Origin of the sequence: Pseudomonas antarctica (assembly GCF_900624995.1) — a bacterium.
Lineage (GTDB): Bacteria > Pseudomonadota > Gammaproteobacteria > Pseudomonadales > Pseudomonadaceae > Aquipseudomonas > Aquipseudomonas antarctica.
In genome coordinates, this window is the sequence record NZ_UYXQ01000001.1 from 272,490 (window position 1) to 289,706 (window position 17,217).

At 62.1% G+C, this 17,217-nt stretch carries 16 protein-coding genes; 7 read left to right on the forward strand and 9 right to left on the reverse strand.

Translation table 11 applies throughout. The features are described from left to right. The first annotated feature begins 2 nt into the window (after positions 1 to 2). The 4 genes from E0F99_RS01270 to E0F99_RS01285 are packed head-to-tail and all read left to right on the forward strand — an operon-like array spanning position 3 to position 3,204. Positions 3 to 881 (forward strand): metal ABC transporter substrate-binding protein, encoded by an 879-nt coding sequence (locus E0F99_RS01270; RefSeq protein WP_083356029.1) that lies wholly within the window; start codon positions 3 to 5, stop codon positions 879 to 881. Further along, positions 878 to 1,306, forward strand: coding sequence for a phosphoribosyl-AMP cyclohydrolase (gene hisI, locus E0F99_RS01275; RefSeq protein WP_083356028.1), 429 nt, complete (start codon positions 878 to 880; stop codon positions 1,304 to 1,306). The genes E0F99_RS01270 and hisI overlap by 4 nt, the downstream gene beginning before the upstream one ends. Next, positions 1,303 to 1,863, forward strand: a complete 561-nt coding sequence (locus tag E0F99_RS01280) for a gamma carbonic anhydrase family protein (RefSeq protein ID WP_083356027.1) — start codon at positions 1,303 to 1,305, stop codon at positions 1,861 to 1,863. Before hisI ends, E0F99_RS01280 begins: the two co-directional genes overlap by 4 nt. A gap of 3 nt (positions 1,864 to 1,866) precedes the next feature. Continuing rightward, on the forward strand, positions 1,867 to 3,204 hold the full coding sequence (locus E0F99_RS01285) for a dihydroorotase (protein WP_083356026.1): 1,338 nt from the start codon (positions 1,867 to 1,869) through the stop codon (positions 3,202 to 3,204). Here E0F99_RS01285 and E0F99_RS01290 read toward each other — a convergent pair. Then, positions 3,201 to 3,722, reverse strand: coding sequence for a DUF3617 domain-containing protein (locus tag E0F99_RS01290; protein WP_083356025.1), 522 nt, complete (start codon positions 3,720 to 3,722; stop codon positions 3,201 to 3,203). The two genes, E0F99_RS01285 and E0F99_RS01290, sit on opposite strands and share 4 nt — an antisense overlap. Positions 3,723 to 3,852: 130 nt before the next feature. On the opposite strand from E0F99_RS01290, the gene cls reads away from it, so the two are divergent. Further along, positions 3,853 to 5,292: a cardiolipin synthase gene (cls, locus tag E0F99_RS01295; RefSeq protein ID WP_083356024.1), complete on the forward strand. Its 1,440-nt coding sequence runs from the start codon at positions 3,853 to 3,855 to the stop codon at positions 5,290 to 5,292. A gap of 43 nt (positions 5,293 to 5,335) precedes the next feature. Here cls and cfaB read toward each other — a convergent pair whose 3' ends face one another. The 8 genes from cfaB to hflK (E0F99_RS01335) form a co-directional block, all read right to left on the reverse strand. Beyond that, the gene (cfaB, locus tag E0F99_RS01300; protein WP_083356023.1) at positions 5,336 to 6,520 is read right to left on the reverse strand and encodes a C17 cyclopropane fatty acid synthase CfaB; all 1,185 of its coding nucleotides are present in this window, start codon (positions 6,518 to 6,520) and stop codon (positions 5,336 to 5,338) included. Between the two features lie 87 nt (positions 6,521 to 6,607). Next, positions 6,608 to 7,396 (reverse strand): HvfC/BufC N-terminal domain-containing protein, encoded by a 789-nt coding sequence (locus E0F99_RS01305; RefSeq protein WP_083356022.1) that lies wholly within the window; start codon positions 7,394 to 7,396, stop codon positions 6,608 to 6,610. Beyond that, complete coding sequence (bufB, locus tag E0F99_RS01310) at positions 7,387 to 8,232, reverse strand: MNIO family bufferin maturase (RefSeq protein ID WP_083356021.1); 846 nt, start codon at positions 8,230 to 8,232, stop codon at positions 7,387 to 7,389. Before bufB ends, E0F99_RS01305 begins: the two co-directional genes overlap by 10 nt. Positions 8,233 to 8,299: 67 nt before the next feature. Beyond that, positions 8,300 to 8,551, reverse strand: coding sequence for a BufA2 family periplasmic bufferin-type metallophore (gene bufA2 / locus E0F99_RS30360; RefSeq protein ID WP_083356020.1), 252 nt, complete (start codon positions 8,549 to 8,551; stop codon positions 8,300 to 8,302). Positions 8,552 to 8,667: 116 nt separating this feature from the next. After that, a complete protein-coding gene (locus E0F99_RS01320; RefSeq protein ID WP_083356019.1) occupies positions 8,668 to 10,554 on the reverse strand; it encodes a cation-translocating P-type ATPase in 1,887 nt (628 codons plus the stop codon). Beyond that, the gene (gene hflK / locus E0F99_RS01325; protein ID WP_083356018.1) at positions 10,551 to 11,585 is read right to left on the reverse strand and encodes a protease modulator HflK; all 1,035 of its coding nucleotides are present in this window, start codon (positions 11,583 to 11,585) and stop codon (positions 10,551 to 10,553) included. Before hflK (E0F99_RS01325) ends, E0F99_RS01320 begins: the two co-directional genes overlap by 4 nt. Further along, positions 11,582 to 12,571: a protease modulator HflC gene (gene hflC, locus E0F99_RS01330; protein ID WP_083356017.1), complete on the reverse strand. Its 990-nt coding sequence runs from the start codon at positions 12,569 to 12,571 to the stop codon at positions 11,582 to 11,584. Before hflC ends, hflK (E0F99_RS01325) begins: the two co-directional genes overlap by 4 nt. Positions 12,572 to 12,583: 12 nt before the next feature. Beyond that, on the reverse strand, positions 12,584 to 14,509 hold the full coding sequence (hflK, locus tag E0F99_RS01335) for a protease modulator HflK (protein ID WP_083356016.1): 1,926 nt from the start codon (positions 14,507 to 14,509) through the stop codon (positions 12,584 to 12,586). Between the two features lie 318 nt (positions 14,510 to 14,827). Between hflK (E0F99_RS01335) and E0F99_RS01340 the strand changes: the two genes are divergently transcribed. Both E0F99_RS01340 and E0F99_RS01345 read left to right on the forward strand, forming a co-directional pair. Next, positions 14,828 to 15,451: a CDP-alcohol phosphatidyltransferase family protein gene (locus tag E0F99_RS01340; RefSeq protein ID WP_083356015.1), complete on the forward strand. Its 624-nt coding sequence runs from the start codon at positions 14,828 to 14,830 to the stop codon at positions 15,449 to 15,451. Positions 15,452 to 15,461: 10 nt separating this feature from the next. After that, positions 15,462 to 17,216, forward strand: a complete 1,755-nt coding sequence (locus tag E0F99_RS01345) for a bifunctional alpha/beta hydrolase/class I SAM-dependent methyltransferase (RefSeq protein ID WP_083356014.1) — start codon at positions 15,462 to 15,464, stop codon at positions 17,214 to 17,216. The last annotated feature ends 1 nt before the right edge of the window (position 17,217 follow it).

The window sequence follows — 17,217 nt, forward strand, 5'->3', positions numbered from 1 at the left end:
CGATGCGCGCTCTACTCGTGCTGTTCAGCCTGCTGCTGCCCTTGTCGATGGCCCAGGCCGCCGACAAACTCCAAGTGGTTACCAGCTTCAGTATTCTCGATGACATTACCCACCAGATCGGTGGCGACCACATCCAAATCAGCAACATGGTTGGCCCGGACGCCGACGCCCACACCTACGAACCCACGCCGGATGACGCCAAAGCGCTGCTCAAGGCCAAGCTCATCATCAAGAACGGCCTGGGCTTCGAACCCTGGCTGGACCGCCTGGTGACCAGCACCGAAACCAAAGCCACGGTCGTGACCGCCAGCAAGGGCGTGATCTCCCACACCATGGACGAAGACGGCGAAACCATCCCCGACCCGCACGCCTGGCATAACTTGGCCAACGCCGAAATCTATGTGAATAACATCACCAAGGCGTTGATTGCAGCCGACCCAGCCAACACGGCCGACTACCAGCGCAACAGCCAAACCTACCTGAAAGAAATCTACCGCCTGCTGGCCGAAGCCAAGACCAAGTTCGGCGCGCTGCCACCGGGCAACCGTCGCATCGTCACCTCCCATGACGCCTTCGGTTACTTGGGCCAGGCCTATGGCATCCACTTCCTGGCGCCCCAAGGTCTGTCGACGGAACGTGAGCCGTCGGCCGCCGAAGTCGCTGCGCTGATCACTCAGATCCGCAAGGACAAGGTCAAAGCCGTGTTCATGGAAAACATCAAAGACTCGCGCCTGCTCAAGCAGATTGCTGACGAAAGCGGCGCGCAGATCGGCGGCACGTTGTACTCCGACGCCCTCGCCGCCGAAGGCCCGGCCAGCACCTTCACCGGGCTGTTCGAATACAACCTCAACACCCTGTGCGCCGCCCTGAGCAAGCCATGACCTTGAGCATGCTCGACCTGGAAGCGGCCGCCATCGGCAGCCGCTTTCCACTCGAACCGGTGCTCGACGCCCTGCCATGGAACAGCGATGGCCTGATTGCCGCCATCGCCCAGCAGCACGGCAGCGGCGAAGTGTTGATGCTGGCCTGGATGAACCGCCAGGCCCTCAGCGAAACCCTGGCCACCGGGCAGGTCTGCTACTGGTCGCGCTCGCGACGGCAGCTGTGGCGCAAAGGCGAACGCTCCGGCCACCGGCAACGACTGGTCGAGGCACGTTTGGACTGCGACGGCGACGCGGTACTGCTGATCGTCGACCAACAAGGCCCAGCCTGCCACACCGGCCGGCCGACCTGTTTCTACAACGCCATCGACGGCGCCTACGTTCATATCATCACCTCGCCCCTTAAAAAGGAGCCCACTGCATGATCCGCAAGAACCCTTCCGGCGATCTGCCGGTGATTGCCGAGTCAGCCTACGTCGATAAAACCGCGATCATCTGCGGCAAGGTCGTCATCGGCGAGAACGTGTTCGTCGGCCCTTACGCCGTAATCCGCGCCGACGAAGTCGACGCCACCGGCGACATGGACCCGATCACCATCGGCGCCAATTCGAATATCCAGGACGGCGTGGTCATCCACTCCAAGTCCGGCGCGGCGGTGACGATCGGAGAGTTCACCTCCATCGCGCATCGCTCCATCGTCCACGGCCCGTGCACCGTTGGCGACCGCGTGTTTATCGGTTTCAACAGCGTGCTGTTCAACTGCGCCGTCGGTGATGGCTGCGTGGTTCGCCACAACTCGGTGGTCGATGGGCGCGACCTGCCCGCCGCCTTCTATGTACCTTCCACCACCCGCATCGGCCCTCACACCGACCTGTCGCAATTCCCGCCGGTGAGTGTCAGCGCTTCGGAGTTTTCCGAAGACGTGGCGCGCACCAACGTCGACCTGGTGCGTGGTTACAAAGCCCTGCAAAACGAGTTCTGAACCATGAGCCGCCTGCTGATTCGCAATGCCCGCCTGGTGAATGAAGGCCGGGAGTTCGATGCCGATGTACTGGTCGCCAATGGCCGCATCGAGAAGATTGCCACCAGCCTCGAAGGCTACAACGAGCCGGTAGAAATTGATGCCCAAGGCCAATGGCTGCTGCCAGGCATGATCGATGACCAAGTGCACTTTCGCGAACCTGGCGCGCCCGACAAAGGCAGTTTCTACAGCGAGTCCCGCGCGGCGGTGGCCGGTGGCATTACCAGCTTCATGGACATGCCCAACACCAATCCCGCCACCCTGAACCTCGAAGCCCTGGCCGATAAGAAGCGCAGGGCCGCGTTAAATTCGGTGGCCAACTACGGCTTTCACTTTGGCGTGAGCAACGACAACCTGGACACCGTCGCCGCCCTCGACCCGCGCGAAGTGGCCGGGGTCAAAGTGTTCATGGGCGCCTCCACTGGCAACATGCTGGTGGACGACCCGCGGATTCTGGAGCGGCTGTTTGCCGACGTACCGACCATCCTCCTCGCCCACTGCGAACACACGCCGAGCATCCTGGCGAACGAGCAGCGCCTGCGTGAGCGCTTCGGCGAGCACATCCCCGCCGTCGCCCACCCGCTGATCCGCGATGCCGAAGCCTGTTATCGCTCATCGTCTTTTGCGGTGGAGTTGGCCCAGCGTCACGGCACGCGCCTGCACGTGCTGCACCTCACCAGCGCACGCGAGCTGGCCCTGTTCGAAGACAAACCCTTATCGGAAAAGCGCATCACCGCCGAGGTCTGCCTGCACCACTTGCTGTTCGATGACCGCGACTATCACCGCCTCGGCCACCAGATCAAATGCAACCCGGCGATCAAGACCCGCGCCGACCGCGACGCGCTGCGCGTGGCGTTGCTCAGTGATCGTCTGGATGTGATTGGCACCGATCATGCGCCGCATACCTGGGCGCAGAAGCAGTTGGGCTATCGCGAAGCCCCGTCAGGGCTGCCGCTGGTGCAGCACGCGTTGCCGGCGTTGTTGGAGTTGGTGATCGACGGGTACTTGCCGCTGACCACGCTGGTGGCGAAGACCAGTCACCGTGTGGCCGACTTGTTCGCCATCCCGGATAGGGGCTATCTACGCGAAGGCTATTGGGCCGACCTGGTGCTGATCAAGCCCGAGCCTGAAGGCAACCCCGTCAGCAGCCAACCGATCCTCGCACGCTGCGGCTGGACGCCCTTTGCCGAGCGCAGCTTTCGCCACAGCGTCAGCACCACGCTGGTGTCTGGCCACTTGGCGTGGCACAACGGCCAGGTGGTCGACAGTTGCCAGGGGTTGCCCCTGCATTTTGTGCGTTAAGCGCGGGGTTTGACCGTACCGCAATCGTTGCCCAGCCACTGGGTGTGCGTGTCCAGGCTGCCCTTTTGCTGGATGCCGGTGGCATTGAAGGTGCCGTTAACGGTGGTGGTGAATTCCTGCTGGCTCTGGAAGGTCGCAACGCCAGTGCCTTGGGCTTTCGGGCAACTGAAGCGGAATTTCCATTGGTTGCCGGTCTTGTCGGTCACTTCCTGTTTGCAGCCCGATTGTGGGTCGGTCAACGGGATCGAATCAGAAGCAACCTGGGCAGGCGTGAGGCACACCTGCACGCCTTTACCCGCCATGGTGATGCCCTGTTTCTCGAGCATGGCGCGCTGTTCAGGCGTCATCTGTTGTTTCAGTTGACCAAGGATCAGCGACAGGTCCGGCAAGTCCTGGTTATCGACTTTCATATTGCTGGTGGTCAATTCCCACAAGCCCGGCGCCAACATCTGCGCCTGAGCCGCCACGGGCAGCGTCAATCCAACAACCATGGCCAAACCAAGCAGACGAGCATTCATCGGGTAACTCCTGGGTAATTGTGGGCGTTAGACGCCGCAAAGTTGCCAGTGTTGCACGGCAAATAAAATAGCGACATTCGCAGCCTTTCATGGTCTGTTACGCACTGGATTGTCTGGAGTTAAGTCGTTCATGGATTTTTTTGGCCCGCACCTGCTCGCCTACTTCATTGCCACGCTGCACTTTCTCGGGACGCTCGCCGCGATCCACGCGGTGCTGACCGTCAGGACCGCCCAAGGCTCGATCGCCTGGGCCTTGTCGCTGATGTTCATGCCTTACCTCACGCTGATCCCCTACCTGATCTTCGGCCGTAGCACCTTCGACGCTTACATCCAGGCACGCCGCCAAGCCAACCAGGAAATGCACACCGCTATCACCGAGCTGAACTGGCGCCCGTGGGTCGAAGAAGCCCTGGCTGCGCGCAACTCCAGCGCCTACGCGTCCCTGCGCGCCATGCCCAAGCTGGGCCGCATGCCGTGCCTGGCCAACAATGAAGTGCGCTTGCTGATCAATGGCGATGCCACGTTCAGCGCGATCTTCGAGGCGATTCGCAACGCCAAGACCGCCGTGCTGTTCCAGTTCTTCATCATTCATGACGACGATCTCGGTCGCCAACTGCACACCTTGCTTAAAGAAAAGGCCGCCGAAGGCGTCAACATTCACGTGCTCTACGACCGCATCGGCAGCCACGCCCTGCCCTACAGTTATGTGCAGTCGCTGCGCGACGCCGGGGTCAAAGTCAAAGCATTCGCCACCCGCAGCGGCTGGCTCAATCGGTTCCAGGTCAACTTCCGCAACCACCGCAAAATCGTGGTGGTGGACGGCATCACCGGGTTTGTCGGCGGGCATAACGTCGGCGATGAATACCTGGGCAAAAAGCCGCCGCTGGCACCGTGGCGCGACACCCATGTGCAGGTCACAGGCCCTGTAGTGGCGTGCCTGCAGGAGTCGTTTGCCGAAGACTGGTTCTGGGCCGCACGGGAATTGCCGCCGCTGATCCTGCCGGACGCTTACCCCGAGGACGGTGTGCTCTGCCAATTGCTCGCCAGCGGCCCAGCCGACCCGTACGAGACCTGCTCGCTGTTTTTCGTCGAAGCCATCCACGCGGCGACCGAGCGGGTGTGGATCACCAGCCCGTATTTCGTACCCGATGAAGCCGTGTTCGCCGCCCTGCGCCTGGCGGTTTTGCGCGGGGTAGATGTGCGCCTGCTGCTGCCGTCGCGGCCTGATCACCGTATCGTCTATGCCGCGTCCAGCCTCTACGCCATCGAAGCAGTACGCGCCGGCGTGCGCGTGTTCCGCTACAAGCCGGGCTTCCTGCATCAGAAAGTGGTTTTGGTGGACAGCGAAATCAGCGCCATCGGCAGTGCGAACATGGACAACCGTTCGTTCCGGCTGAATTTTGAAGTGATGTTGCTGACCGTCGATGAAGCCTTTGCCAGCGAGGTGGAGCAGATGCTGCTGGATGACTTCGCCTTGGCCCATGAAGTCAGCCAAGAGGAAAGCCGCGAGACCCGTCGCCTGCAACAACTGGGCATGCGGGTGGCGCGGCTTATTTCACCCATCCTCTGAACGCAACAGCTCCCACATTTTTTTGCCCTTCGGTGTTCCTAAGTCAGCGGTAGATATCTTCCCGCGTCCACGGCAGTTCATGGCTGCCATCGGCATGCGGTTTTACCGCCAATATCTGGTGCAAGTTGATCCAGCCTCGCGCAAACGCATACGCGCAACCCGCCAAATACAGCCGCCAGATGCGCAACGCTTGCTCCGGTACCATCCTCGCCGCCGCCTCCAGGTTGTCTTCCAGGCGTTCACTCCAATGGTCCAGCGTGCGTGCGTAGTGCAGGCGCAGGCTTTCGACGTCGACAACCTCCAGCCCGACTTCGCTGATTTCTGCCGTCATCATCGCCAAGTGCGGCAGCTCACCGTTGGGGAACACATAACGCTCGATAAACTCCCCGGCGCCACGGCCAACCGGGCGGCCGTCGGTGTGTTTAGCGGTAATGCCATGGTTCATCACCAGGCCGCCTTCACGCACTGCGCCAAACAGAACTTTGCAGTACTCCTCCAAGTTGGCGTGACCGACATGTTCAAACATGCCCACGCTCACTACCTTGTCGAAACGACCGTCCTGCGGTAAGTCGCGATAGTCGAGCAGCTGCAGGTCCACTTGACCTTCCAGGCCTTCGGCCTTGACCCGTTCGCGGGCCAACGCCAATTGCTCTTTGCTTAGGGTGATACCAAACACTTTGACCCCAAACTCACGCGCCGCAAAACGCGCCAGCCCGCCCCAGCCACAGCCTACGTCGAGTAAATATTCGCCTGGCTGCAAACGCAATTTGCGGCACAGGTGGCGAAATTTGTCTTGTTGAGCCTGATCGATGGATTCGCTACCGGTTTCGAAATAACCGCAGGAGTACGCCATGTCCTGGTCCAGCCACAGCTGGTAGAACTCGTTGGACAGGTCGTAATGGTAGGAAATGGCCGCTGCGTCAGTGGCCTTGTCGTGGATCGAGCGCACCGGACGACTCCCCTCGTCGTCATCAATCAGAGCGTGACTCAACTCGTCACATACCCGGATCACTTCGGTGATGGAGCCTTCGAGCTCCAATTTGCCCTCGACGAAGGCTTCGCCCAATGAGTCGAGCGTTGGATGGGTCAGACTGGACACAACCGTGGGGTCCTTCACCACGATGGTCACACTGGGCTCGGGGCCCAAGTTGAATTCATGGCCGTCCCAGAGTCGAAGGCGTAGCGGTAGCTTAAGATTCTGTAAGGCCGGTGGAAGTTGCGCGAGCATGAGTAATCCCCCCTTGTTTCAGACGTCTGGTTTGAGGGTAGACCATCCGAAGACAAAGTAGGAGGCTATCGAATTGATAGCGCTATTCTATGGGGCTCGTCGCTCGAGCAAACCGTCCTGGATCCACTGTTTCAGCCACGTAACCGCTTGCAGTGGCGCACCCTCTCCAGTAGTGACTGCCAACGCTGCGCACAGTTCTGAAAAACGCCAGCCAGTGGTCACCATTCCCGCCAACGCGCAGGCTTCGGCCGGCTCCAGGCTACGGTAATGGCACACGTTCTGGTGACGCCACACCAGGCAAATTTGCGCCAATTCCAATGCCTGGCTGTCAGGGAAATCCGACTCATCTTTGCTGGCCCGCCAGATCGCCACGCTGTTGAAATGGCACAGCACCTGCTGCACCGAAGGCGCCAGGGTGACCTGCAAACCCGGCCAGTCTTCGGGTGCCAATTGCGCCATGTCATTCAGGCTCAACGGCTCGCCCTGCGGCGCGTCAAAGGCCAGGGTAAACGCCCACTCCAACCGCGCCAGCTCGGCCAGCGGCGCGCTTTGCGCTGCCACCAGATGCTCAACGAGAAACGTCGGGAACCGCTCGCCCAGCCAGCGCAGGCTGTAATGGGCAGACGGATAACGCCGCACATAGGCGTCTGTCAGTAACGCGAATTCGTCGTCCCCCAGCCAATACCAAATGGCGCCGAAGTCATGCCGCAACACTTCTTGCAGTCGGGCGACATAGGCGTTGTGATAAATCGCCAGGCCCGTGTCCACGTCCAGGGTCGGCCCGCCCAACAAGGTGGCGGCAAACCCGCTGTTGGCCATCGAGCTCTCGGACAACAGGTGCTGTTCAAACGCCAACTGCCAATCGCTCAGGCGCATAACGCCCTCCTGGCCAATGCGATAGCGCCCAGCTCACGAGCCTTGCTCAGCTCGGTGAGCAGCTCTTCGAAGGGCGGGAAATGGTCATCGCGCTCCAACAACGTCGACACCGGCCCCAACAGCTCAAGCGTTTGCTGATAAAGCGCCCACACCGGGTCGCAGACCGGATGGTCGTGGGTATCGACCACGTAATCGCCGTAATCCATATGCCCGGCCAAATGCAGTTGGCGAATGCTTTCGGGCGGCAGGCTGCGGATAAAAGTCCAGGCGTCGAACCCATGATTACGCGAGCTGACATACACATTGTTGACGTCCAGCAACAGCTGGCAGCCCGTGAGATGAGCCAAGGCATTGAGGAATTCCCACTCGGTGAATTCATCCGCCTTGGAGCGCACGTAGCTGGAGACATTTTCCAATACTAACGGGCGCTGTAACACGTCCTGCACTTGGCGCACGCGGCCGGCCACGTGATAAAGGCTTTCTTCGGTGTAAGGCAGTGGCAGCAAGTCGTGCAATTGGTGCGTGCTGCCGCGGCTCCAGCACAGGTGATCGGAAATCCACGCCGGCTGAATGCGCTCGGCGAGCTGTTTGATGTGTTTGAGGTAATCGGTATCGAGGGCATGCGGCCCACCGATGGACAGGGACACACCGTGCATCACCAAGGGATAACGCTCGGCTATCGCGTCCAGGTAATACAAGGCTTTACCGCCCTGGACCAGATAATTCTCGGAGATCACTTCGAACCAATCCACGGCCGGCGATTGTTCAAGGATCTGCTGGTAGTACTCACTGCGTAAACCCAGGCCGTAACCCAGACTTGGAAGGGACGCGGACATGACTCACTCCAAGGCAAAGTGTCCGCAGCGGTGGGGGGCATCCGCTGCGGGTGCACTTGGTTGCCGGTTATTCGCCGACGGTGCCGCCTTTCTGGTCGCACATGGCTTTGCTCATGGAGAGGAAGCCCTGGCCTTTGCAAGAACCCTGACCTTTGCAGGCGTGGTCTTTGGTTTTGCAGTCGTTCTGGCCTTTGCAGGCGTTGACGCCATAGCAATGCACAGCGGTATCAGCGGCTTGAGCCTGAGTGACAACACCAGCAAACATAGTAGCGGCAGCCATTGCGAGGGCGGCACCAGCAGCAGCGGATTTGATGTTCATCGTGTATTCCTCATGATCGGTAGTGGAGCCGGTCTGAACGGATTGTTCAGTCTCGACATACCACTAGAGTGAGGTCCCTTAACGGCGTTACAGCTGTGTGCAAATATTTCTGAAAATTATTCTTCGAGCTTCAAAAGCGGCTCCTGAAAGCGCAGCAAACGCCCGGCGTTGCCCAGTACCAGCAAGGTGCTGAGGTTATGCAACACCGCCGCAATCATCGCGCCTGCGGCCCCCAGCCAGCCAAACGCGGCGAACACGACGATGGCCAAGGTCCAACCCAAACCGATGATCACGTTGACCTGCAACGTATGGCGGCACTGGCGACTCAAACGCACACAGGTGCCCAGGCGGCGCAGGTCGCTGCCGATCAACACCACATCCGCCGAAGCGAGTGCAATGTCCGCCCCGCCCGCGCCCATCGCCACGCCGACCACGCCCGCCTTGAGCGCCAGCGAGTCGTTGATACCGTCACCGACCACCATCGGGCGGAAGCCGCTGCTGATTTCCCCCAGCACGCGGTTGAGCTTGTCTTCCGGCAGCGCTTGAGCTTCGACGTCGCTGATGCCCACGTCCAGCGCCAGGCTGTCGGCCACGCTTTGACGGTCGCCGGTCAGCAGCAGTTGGCGGCCCAGGCCCAAGTCCCGTAGTTCTTGCAGTGCCTGACGCGCTTCCGGCTTGATGCTGTCAGCCAGCAACAGCCAGGCGAGGAAGTGCCCGTTCAGCGCCAGCCCGGCAATCGGGCCGTCATGGTTCGGGACTGCAGTAGTGGCAATACCCAGTTGCTCAAACAACTCCGGGCGCCCCAAGGCCGCTTCGCCCTGCTCGGTCTGCGCTACCACGCCCAGGCCCTGGCGTTCGCGGATATCCGTGAGCCCCAGCATTTGTTCCTGCGTCGCCAACCCCGCCAGCGCACGGCTGACCGGGTGGCTGCTGGCCGAACCCAGGCTGGCCGCCAGGTTCAGCAGCACCTGCCGATCCGGCGCCGTGGTTTCGACAGATTGCAGGCGCAGCGTGCCAAAGGTCAGCGTGCCGGTCTTATCCACAACCAACGACGTCAGGTCCGCCAGCTCTTCGAGGAACGCCGAGCTGCGAATCAAAATCCCGTGCCGCGCCGCCACAGCAATCCCGGCAATCGCCGTGGCCGGTGCCGACAGCACCAACGCACACGGGCACGCCGCCACCAGCACGGCGAGCATTGCCTGCGCGTCATGGGTCACAAACCAGGTCACTGCCGCCAGCAGCAACACCAGCACCATATAGCTGCCGGCGTAACGCTCCAGCAGCCGCGTGATCGGCGGCTTGGAACGCTCGGCGTTCTGCATCAGCGCGATGACCTTGCCCAAGGTCGATTCATTACCCGTGCGGGTCACTTCAAGGCGCAGAAAACCGTCGAGGTTGATCGCGCCACCAAACACCTGCACGCCGACACTGGCTTCCAGCGGCACCGACTCCCCCGTAATGGGCGCCGTGTCCAGGCTCGCCTGGCCCGACAGCACCACGCCATCGGCGGGTACGCGGTCACCGGCACGCACTTCGACGATATCGCCCGTGCTCAGCGTGCCGTTATCCACTTCCACAATGCTGCCGTCAGCCTGCACCAAACGCGCATGGCTGCGGGTCAGCTTGCCCAGCGCATGAATCGCTTCCTGGGAGCCGATCACACTGCGCTCTTCCAGTACATGGCCGAAAATCATGATGATCGGCAGCAAGGCGGCGGTCAGCAGGTCGCCCGTGGCCCACGCGCCCATCATCGCCAGCGCGATCAATTGGTCGGTGATGCCATGCAGGCTTGGATAACGCAGGCTGTACCAGGCCGAGCGCATCACCGGCACGGCCACCAGCAAGGAGGCAACGCCGAGTAGCAGTTGGCTCACACCGTTCTGGTCCGGCGCCAGCCAGCGCCACACCAACCCCAATACCAGCAAGCCCAACGCCAACATGGCCAGGGTCAATTGCCGGGCAGCACTGCGCTGCTCGGCGGACGTCAGCATAGGCGCACTCATTGTTCGGCTCCCTGAATGATCAAGCGGGAGTCGTCTTTGGGATCGACCGTGGTCACGGAGCCGGCCTGGCCGAGAATCTTCGGCAGGCGCTCGCGGTACAGCCGTAGCATCAAGCCCGGGTCTTTGACCTGGGCCAGGCTTGCGACGGTGGCGGTTTGCGCCTGGGCATTGGCCAGGCGCTCGCTGGCCTGGGCGTGGGCGACTTGCACCACGCGGTCGGCCTCTTGGTTGGCGGTTTGGGTGAGTTTTTCTGCGTCGGTACGCGCATTGGCCACAGCTTTGTCGGCTTGCTGGCGGGCGGTCAGCACTGCGTTGAATGCATTCACCGCCGGGCCCGGCAGGCTCGATTGCACATCGACACGGGTCACTTCGATGCCCAGTCCCAAACCGGTGGAAGCCAACTCCGCCAGACGCTTATTGATGCCTTGCACCAGGTCACCCCGCAGCCGCTCACGGCGCTCGGCGGCGCCGTTATCGCTGCCGATCAATTCCGGACGCGCCACCAGAATCGTGTCCAGATCGCGCGCGGCCGTCAGCGCCAAGGCGCTGCGCGTCACCAGGCGATCCAACGCCGGCAGCACGTGCTCGCCTTGCAGCACAAACGCGTAGGGTTCAGTGACCTTGTAGAACACCCGTACATCCAGTTGCACCACACCGGCATCGCCGGTCAGCAGGTAGCCGGAACCGGCCAGTGCGTCGCTCAACGGCGTGGCGAAACTGGCCACGCGGTCGGCCTGCGTTGCCGCGTCGGAACGCAGAAGGTTCTCCACCCGACGTTCGATCACACGATCCGCCGCTGGCAACAGCACCACTTGCTCGAAGGGCTGCGGCCACGCCAGCAGCAACCCGGCATTTTGAATACGGTCCAGCGCGCCGAAGTGCAACACCACCGCACGGTTCTGCGGGTCGATCTGGCGCACATTGGAAAACGCCCAGGCCAACGCCGCCAACACGGTCACCGCGTACAGCGCCAGGAAGGTCAGGCGCCCGGCCTGGATCCATGGGCTGTCCGGGCTGTCACGCTCACTCATGGTTGAACGTCCTTAGGCCCGTCCACCAGCGCTCGGAACGGCGCAGCGTCGGTGCGCAGGATGATCTTGGTGCCCGGCGTCACCACCGTGCCCAAGGTGTCCAGCGAGCGCAGCAGTTTATACAGCTGCGGATTACCGGCGTAGGCACGGCCATAAATCTGCGCGGCTTCGACCCGCGACTGTGCCTCGATATCGGCGGCTTTCACCGTGGCGTCAGCCTGCACGATGCGCGCATCACGCTCAGCAGCGGAGCGAATCTGCGCCGCTTCACGTTTGCCCACGGCCGTGCGCTCGGTGGCGATGGTTTCGCGCTCGGCACGCATGCGGTCGACGGTGGCAGTGAGGGTCACCGACGGTAAGGTCAGGCGTTCAACACCGACTTGCGCCACGCGCACGCCATAAGTGGTGAGCAATTGTTGATCAATCTGCTGGCGCAACTGCGCCTCGAAATCGGCGAGGCGCACTTGGCTGGCGTCGGTGTTGATCAGGCTGGACAGGTCGAAGCTCGCGGCGGTGGTTTCCAGCGCCGAGCCGACAAAGGTGCGTATCTGCCGCGCCGCTTCATCCGGCTGGTTCTGCACCGCCCGCATAAAGCGCTGCACATTGTCGGCATCACCCTGCACCTGCCACGCCACATAGGCCTGCACGATAATCCGCAGGCCATCGCGGGTGCCCACGTCCTGCAAACCGCTGGAGGTGGTGCGCAGGCGCAGGTCCACCGGGATCGCCGCTTCGAACGGCGCTGGCCAACGCCAGGCCAGACCAGGTTCCAGCAGCACCCGCGACGGGCTGCCGAACCGCGTGATCACCGTGGCTTCGCCGGAACGCACCTGCACCAGGCTGGCGGCCGCCACCGCAAACAGCACCAGCAACACCGCCCAGGCCATGCGCCGCCAAGGGAACGGGCCCGCCGCTTGCTCATCGCCGTGATGATGATGGTGGTGGTGGCCGTGATGATGACCATGATCGTGAGAGTGAGCGCTCAACAGACAGACTCCTTATTGAACGGCTTTACGCGGCGCCATCGGGTCGGCCGGCAAAGTAAAAGAACGCAGATCAATCGTCGGTGCGCCATCGGCGCCCAGGCGGTGATCCAGAATAAGCAGCTTGGCGTGGGCCAGGCCTTGGCTGAGTTGGCCGAGGTACTGTTCCAGCACGAAGGCTTGGCCTGCGGCGGCGTAGGCTTTTTGCTCAGCGCTAAAGCGCAGGTCGGCGGCTTGGGCACCGGCATTCACTTCGCGTGCGGTGGCCAAGGCCTGATCGCGCGCGATGCTCGCTTGCAGCAAGGCTTGGTTGGTCTGTTCGCTGGCGGCGCCGCGCTCTCGGGCGATCAGCGCTTGGGCGCCGATCTGTGCAGCCTGTACGGCGTGGTAGGCATTGGCGGCGCCGGCCGGTGGGTGAATCGCTTCTACCACCGTGGCCAGAATCTCCACGCCGCTGTCGAGCTTTTGCAGATCGGCCTGCACCGAGCGGCCGATTTGATCGGCCAGCTGGGTACGTTGTTCGCCAAGCAATTCGTCGAGCGTGCGCGAGGCAAAGTCATGAACCAGGATGCGGCTGGCGGTGCTGCGGATCAGCGTCGGCACATCGGCGCTGTTGTAAGTGGCGGCCAGTGCGGCCTGATCCGTCAGCCCGATACGGTAGACGAAACGCACGTCCATACTGACAATCTGGAAGCTCTGCTTGTCGCCGCTGCTGCTGGCGATCACCTGGGACTTGTCATTCACATGGCTGGCGTCCCACAGCCGGTTGGCGATCAGTGGCGCCGGGCCTTCAGCAGAAACCCGCTCAGGTGTGGAGCCGTCGCTGACGCTGGTGGCCAGTTCATGCACCACGCCATTTTCGATGTTGATGACGCGGCCCAACGGCCAGGGCAACCCGGCATGCAAGCCAGGGCCGAACACTTCCACCGGTTTGCCGAAGCGCTCATAAATCCCACGGCCTTGCAGGGGCACTTCATGCACACCGGTCAGCGCCCAGCCGACCGCCAGCACCACCAGCAGCACCGGCAGGAATGCCCTGCGCATGTAGGTAAACGCCCAGATCTGACGCAGGTCGATGCCGAAGCGGTTGTGCAATTCGTGCTGCAACGCCAGCAAGGGTCGTGGCGGCCAGCGCAGCAAGTCGGCGATAAAACTTTGCGCCATCAAGCGCGGTTCGAGGCGCGGCTGGCGTGGGCTGAACAGTGACAATACGGCCCTGAGCAAAAACTCCACGGCGACCAGCCCCGGCAGCAGGCCGATCAGCACGGCCAAACGCAAGGGCCAAACAGATTCCGCGCCGGCAAACAGCAGGCAGATCGCACTGACCACCAAACAGGCAATCGCCACCCGACTTAATTGCGCCAGCTGTGAGGCTTCCGGCCATTGCGCGGCGGTTTCCTGCGCCAGGCGGCGCTCGAACACCAGCAAACCAAAGGCCAATGCCAGCCCCAGCGCGGCGCCAACACTTGCCGATTGCCCCACAGCCGCAGCGGGCAGCGCCAGGTTCCAGAACTCGATAATGCTGACCAACGCCAGCAACGACCAACCGCTCAGCCACAACACCGGCGCGCCAATCTGCGCCAGCAGGCCGCTGCCAAAACGTGCGACAAATCGCGCGTACCAGCCGGCGTCTTCAACGGGCGGTTCGATCAACTCAACCGTCGGTTCTTCCAGCGCCTGGGCCCGCCAATCGGCGACCCACCATGCCGACTGCAGGCCCGCCACCAACACCCACAAGGCCGACGCGCAGTTGATCAGCACCACCGGCCAGATCGACAGCGGCGCAAACAGGGCGACAAATAACGCCAGCACCCAGCCGGAAACGGCCAGGGCTGTCAGGGCGATGCCGGCCTGGCGCAATCGACGGGCATGAAACAGCCCTTGCTGAAAACGCGGCAGGCCTTCCACCGAAGCGCCGTCAGCTTCTAGATCCACTTGCATCTACCCTACGCCCGCTTACACACAGTTCGTTACGATATAACACGCGCCGTGAAATTTTTGTTCGAAAACAACCTTGTTGAACCCGACAGAGATTCCCTGTGGCAGGGAGCTTGCTCCCGATAGCGGTGTATCCGCTGCAGATTAGCTGACTGACCCGCTGCTATCGGGAGCAAGCCCCCTCACACATTTGTACGTCATTGCATTCGAGATCGTGACTAACCCCCCAGAAACACGCGCCATCACTGGTGCAGGCGCGGATAAATCGGCACACTCCAACCAGTTTTTCGCGGGTCCACGGACAAGGAAGCGTCATCCCCCATGATTTCGATCTATCAGCTCAAGCCGCGTTTTCAAAACCTGCTGCGCCCCCTTGTGCAGCGCCTCTACGATAACGGCACCACGGCCAATCAGATCACCGTGCTGGCCGGCGTAGTTTCCCTGCTGGTCGGCCTGTTGATCGCAGGCTTTGCCCAACACCTCTGGCTGTTTGCGCTGATCCCGCTGTGGATGATCCTGCGCATGGCCCTCAACGCCATTGACGGCATGCTCGCCCGCGAATTCGGCCAGCAGTCGCGCCTGGGCGCCTACCTCAATGAACTGTGCGACGTGATCGCCGACAGCGCGCTGATCCTGCCTTTTGCACTGATCCCCGGCGTGAGCCTGGCGCCGGTGCTGCTGGTCACCTTGCTGGCGGTGTTCAGCGAATACGCCGGTGTGCTCGGGCCGATGGTCGGCGCGTCAAGGCGCTATGACGGCCCGATGGGCAAAAGTGATCGCGCGTTTGTACTCGGCGTATTGGCCACCGGCGTGGCGCTGGGCTGGCTCGGCGCGGGTTGGGTCGACACGGTAATGTGGCTGGTTGCCGCCCTCCTCGCCTACACCTTGGTCAACCGCGTGCGCCAGGGCATCAAAGAAGAACAACACACGTCCCCTTCTGCATAAGGATTTTGCGATGCGCGAACAGCAAGAGCACAGCTTCAGTACCCATGATGGCGTCGCGCTTTTCTACCGTCACTGGCCGGCCACCGCGCCGCTTGGCGATGAGCCGCGCAAGGCGATCCTGCTGTTCCATCGCGGCCACGAGCATTCGGGGCGTATTGCCCACTTGGTTGACGAACTCGACCTGCCGCAATTCGATTTCTTCGCCTGGGACGCCCGTGGCCACGGCCAATCCCCCGGCGCGCGCGGTGACAGCCCCAGCTTCGCCACCAGTGCCCGCGACGTGCAGACCTTTCGCGACCACATCGGCGCCACTTACGGCATTGAAGAAGAAAACAGCGCCGTCATCGCCCAGAGTGTCGGCGCGGTGATCGCGGCAACGTGGGTGCACGACTACGCGCCGAAAATCCGCGCGCTGGTGCTCGCCTCCCCGGCCTTTAAGGTCAAGCTCTACGTGCCGTTCGCACGGCAGGGCCTGGCGCTGATGCGCAAGTTTCGCGGCAACTTTTTCGTCAACAGTTACGTCAAGGCCAAGTTCCTCAGTCATGACCCTGAGCGCGTCGCGTCCTACGACAGCGACCCGCTGATCACCAAGGCGATTTCGGTGAATGTGCTGCTTGGCCTGTACGAAGCCGCCGACCGCGTTGTAGCCGATGCCCAGGCGATCCAAGTGCCGACCCAACTGCTGATCTCCGGCTCCGACTTTGTGGTGCACCGCAAACCCCAGCAGCAATTTTTCGACCGCCTGGGCAGCCTGAAAAAAGAGCTGCATGTCCTGCCTGGCTTCTTCCACGACACCCTCGGCGAGCGCGACCGCGCTGTCGCCGTGAGCAGCGCCAAGCGCTTTATCCTGCAGAATTTCGCCCACCCGCTGGACCGGGCCTCTTTGCTGGATGCCGACAAGCTGGGCGCCACCTGCGCTGAGTCCGAGTCTCTCGCCGCGCCGCTGCCGCGCAACTCTTTGCGCGACCTCTATTGGCGCATGACCCGCGCCAGCATGGGCCTGGGCAAGAACTTGTCGGACGGGGTGAAGCTGGGCTTCGACACCGGCTTCGACTCCGGCAGCACCCTCGATTATGTGTACCGCAACACTCCCACCGGCAAGGGCGGGTTGGGCCGGATGATCGACACCAACTACCTAAACTCGATCGGCTGGCGCGGCATTCGCCAGCGCAAGTTGAACGTCGAAGAACTGCTGCGCCTGGCCATGGCCAAGTTGCGCAGCGATGATCGCGAAGTGCGCATTGTCGACATCGCTGCGGGCCACGGCCGCTACATTCTCGAAGCCTTGCAGGGTGTGTCGCCGTTGCCGGAGTCGATCCTGCTGCGCGACTACAGCGACATCAACGTGCGCGACGGTGGCGCGCTGATTCGCGAGAAAGGTCTGGGGGGTATCGCCCAGTTCGTCAAAGGTGATGCGTTTGATCGCGCGGACCTGGCGGCGCTCGACCCCAAGCCGACCTTGGCGGTGGTGTCTGGTCTGTATGAATTGTTTGCCGACAACGCCATGGTCGGCGGTTCGTTGGCCGGCCTTGCCGAAGCCGTGGAACCCGGCGGTTACCTGGTCTACACCGGCCAGCCGTGGCACCCGCAGCTGGAACTGATCGCCCGCGCGTTGACCAGCCACCGCCAAGGCCAGGCCTGGGTGATGCGCCGACGCAGTCAGGCGGAAATGGATCAATTGGTCGAGGCGGCAGGCTTTCGCAAGATCACCCAGCGTGTGGATGAGTGGGGCATTTTCAGCGTGTCCCTGGCGCAGAAGATCTGAG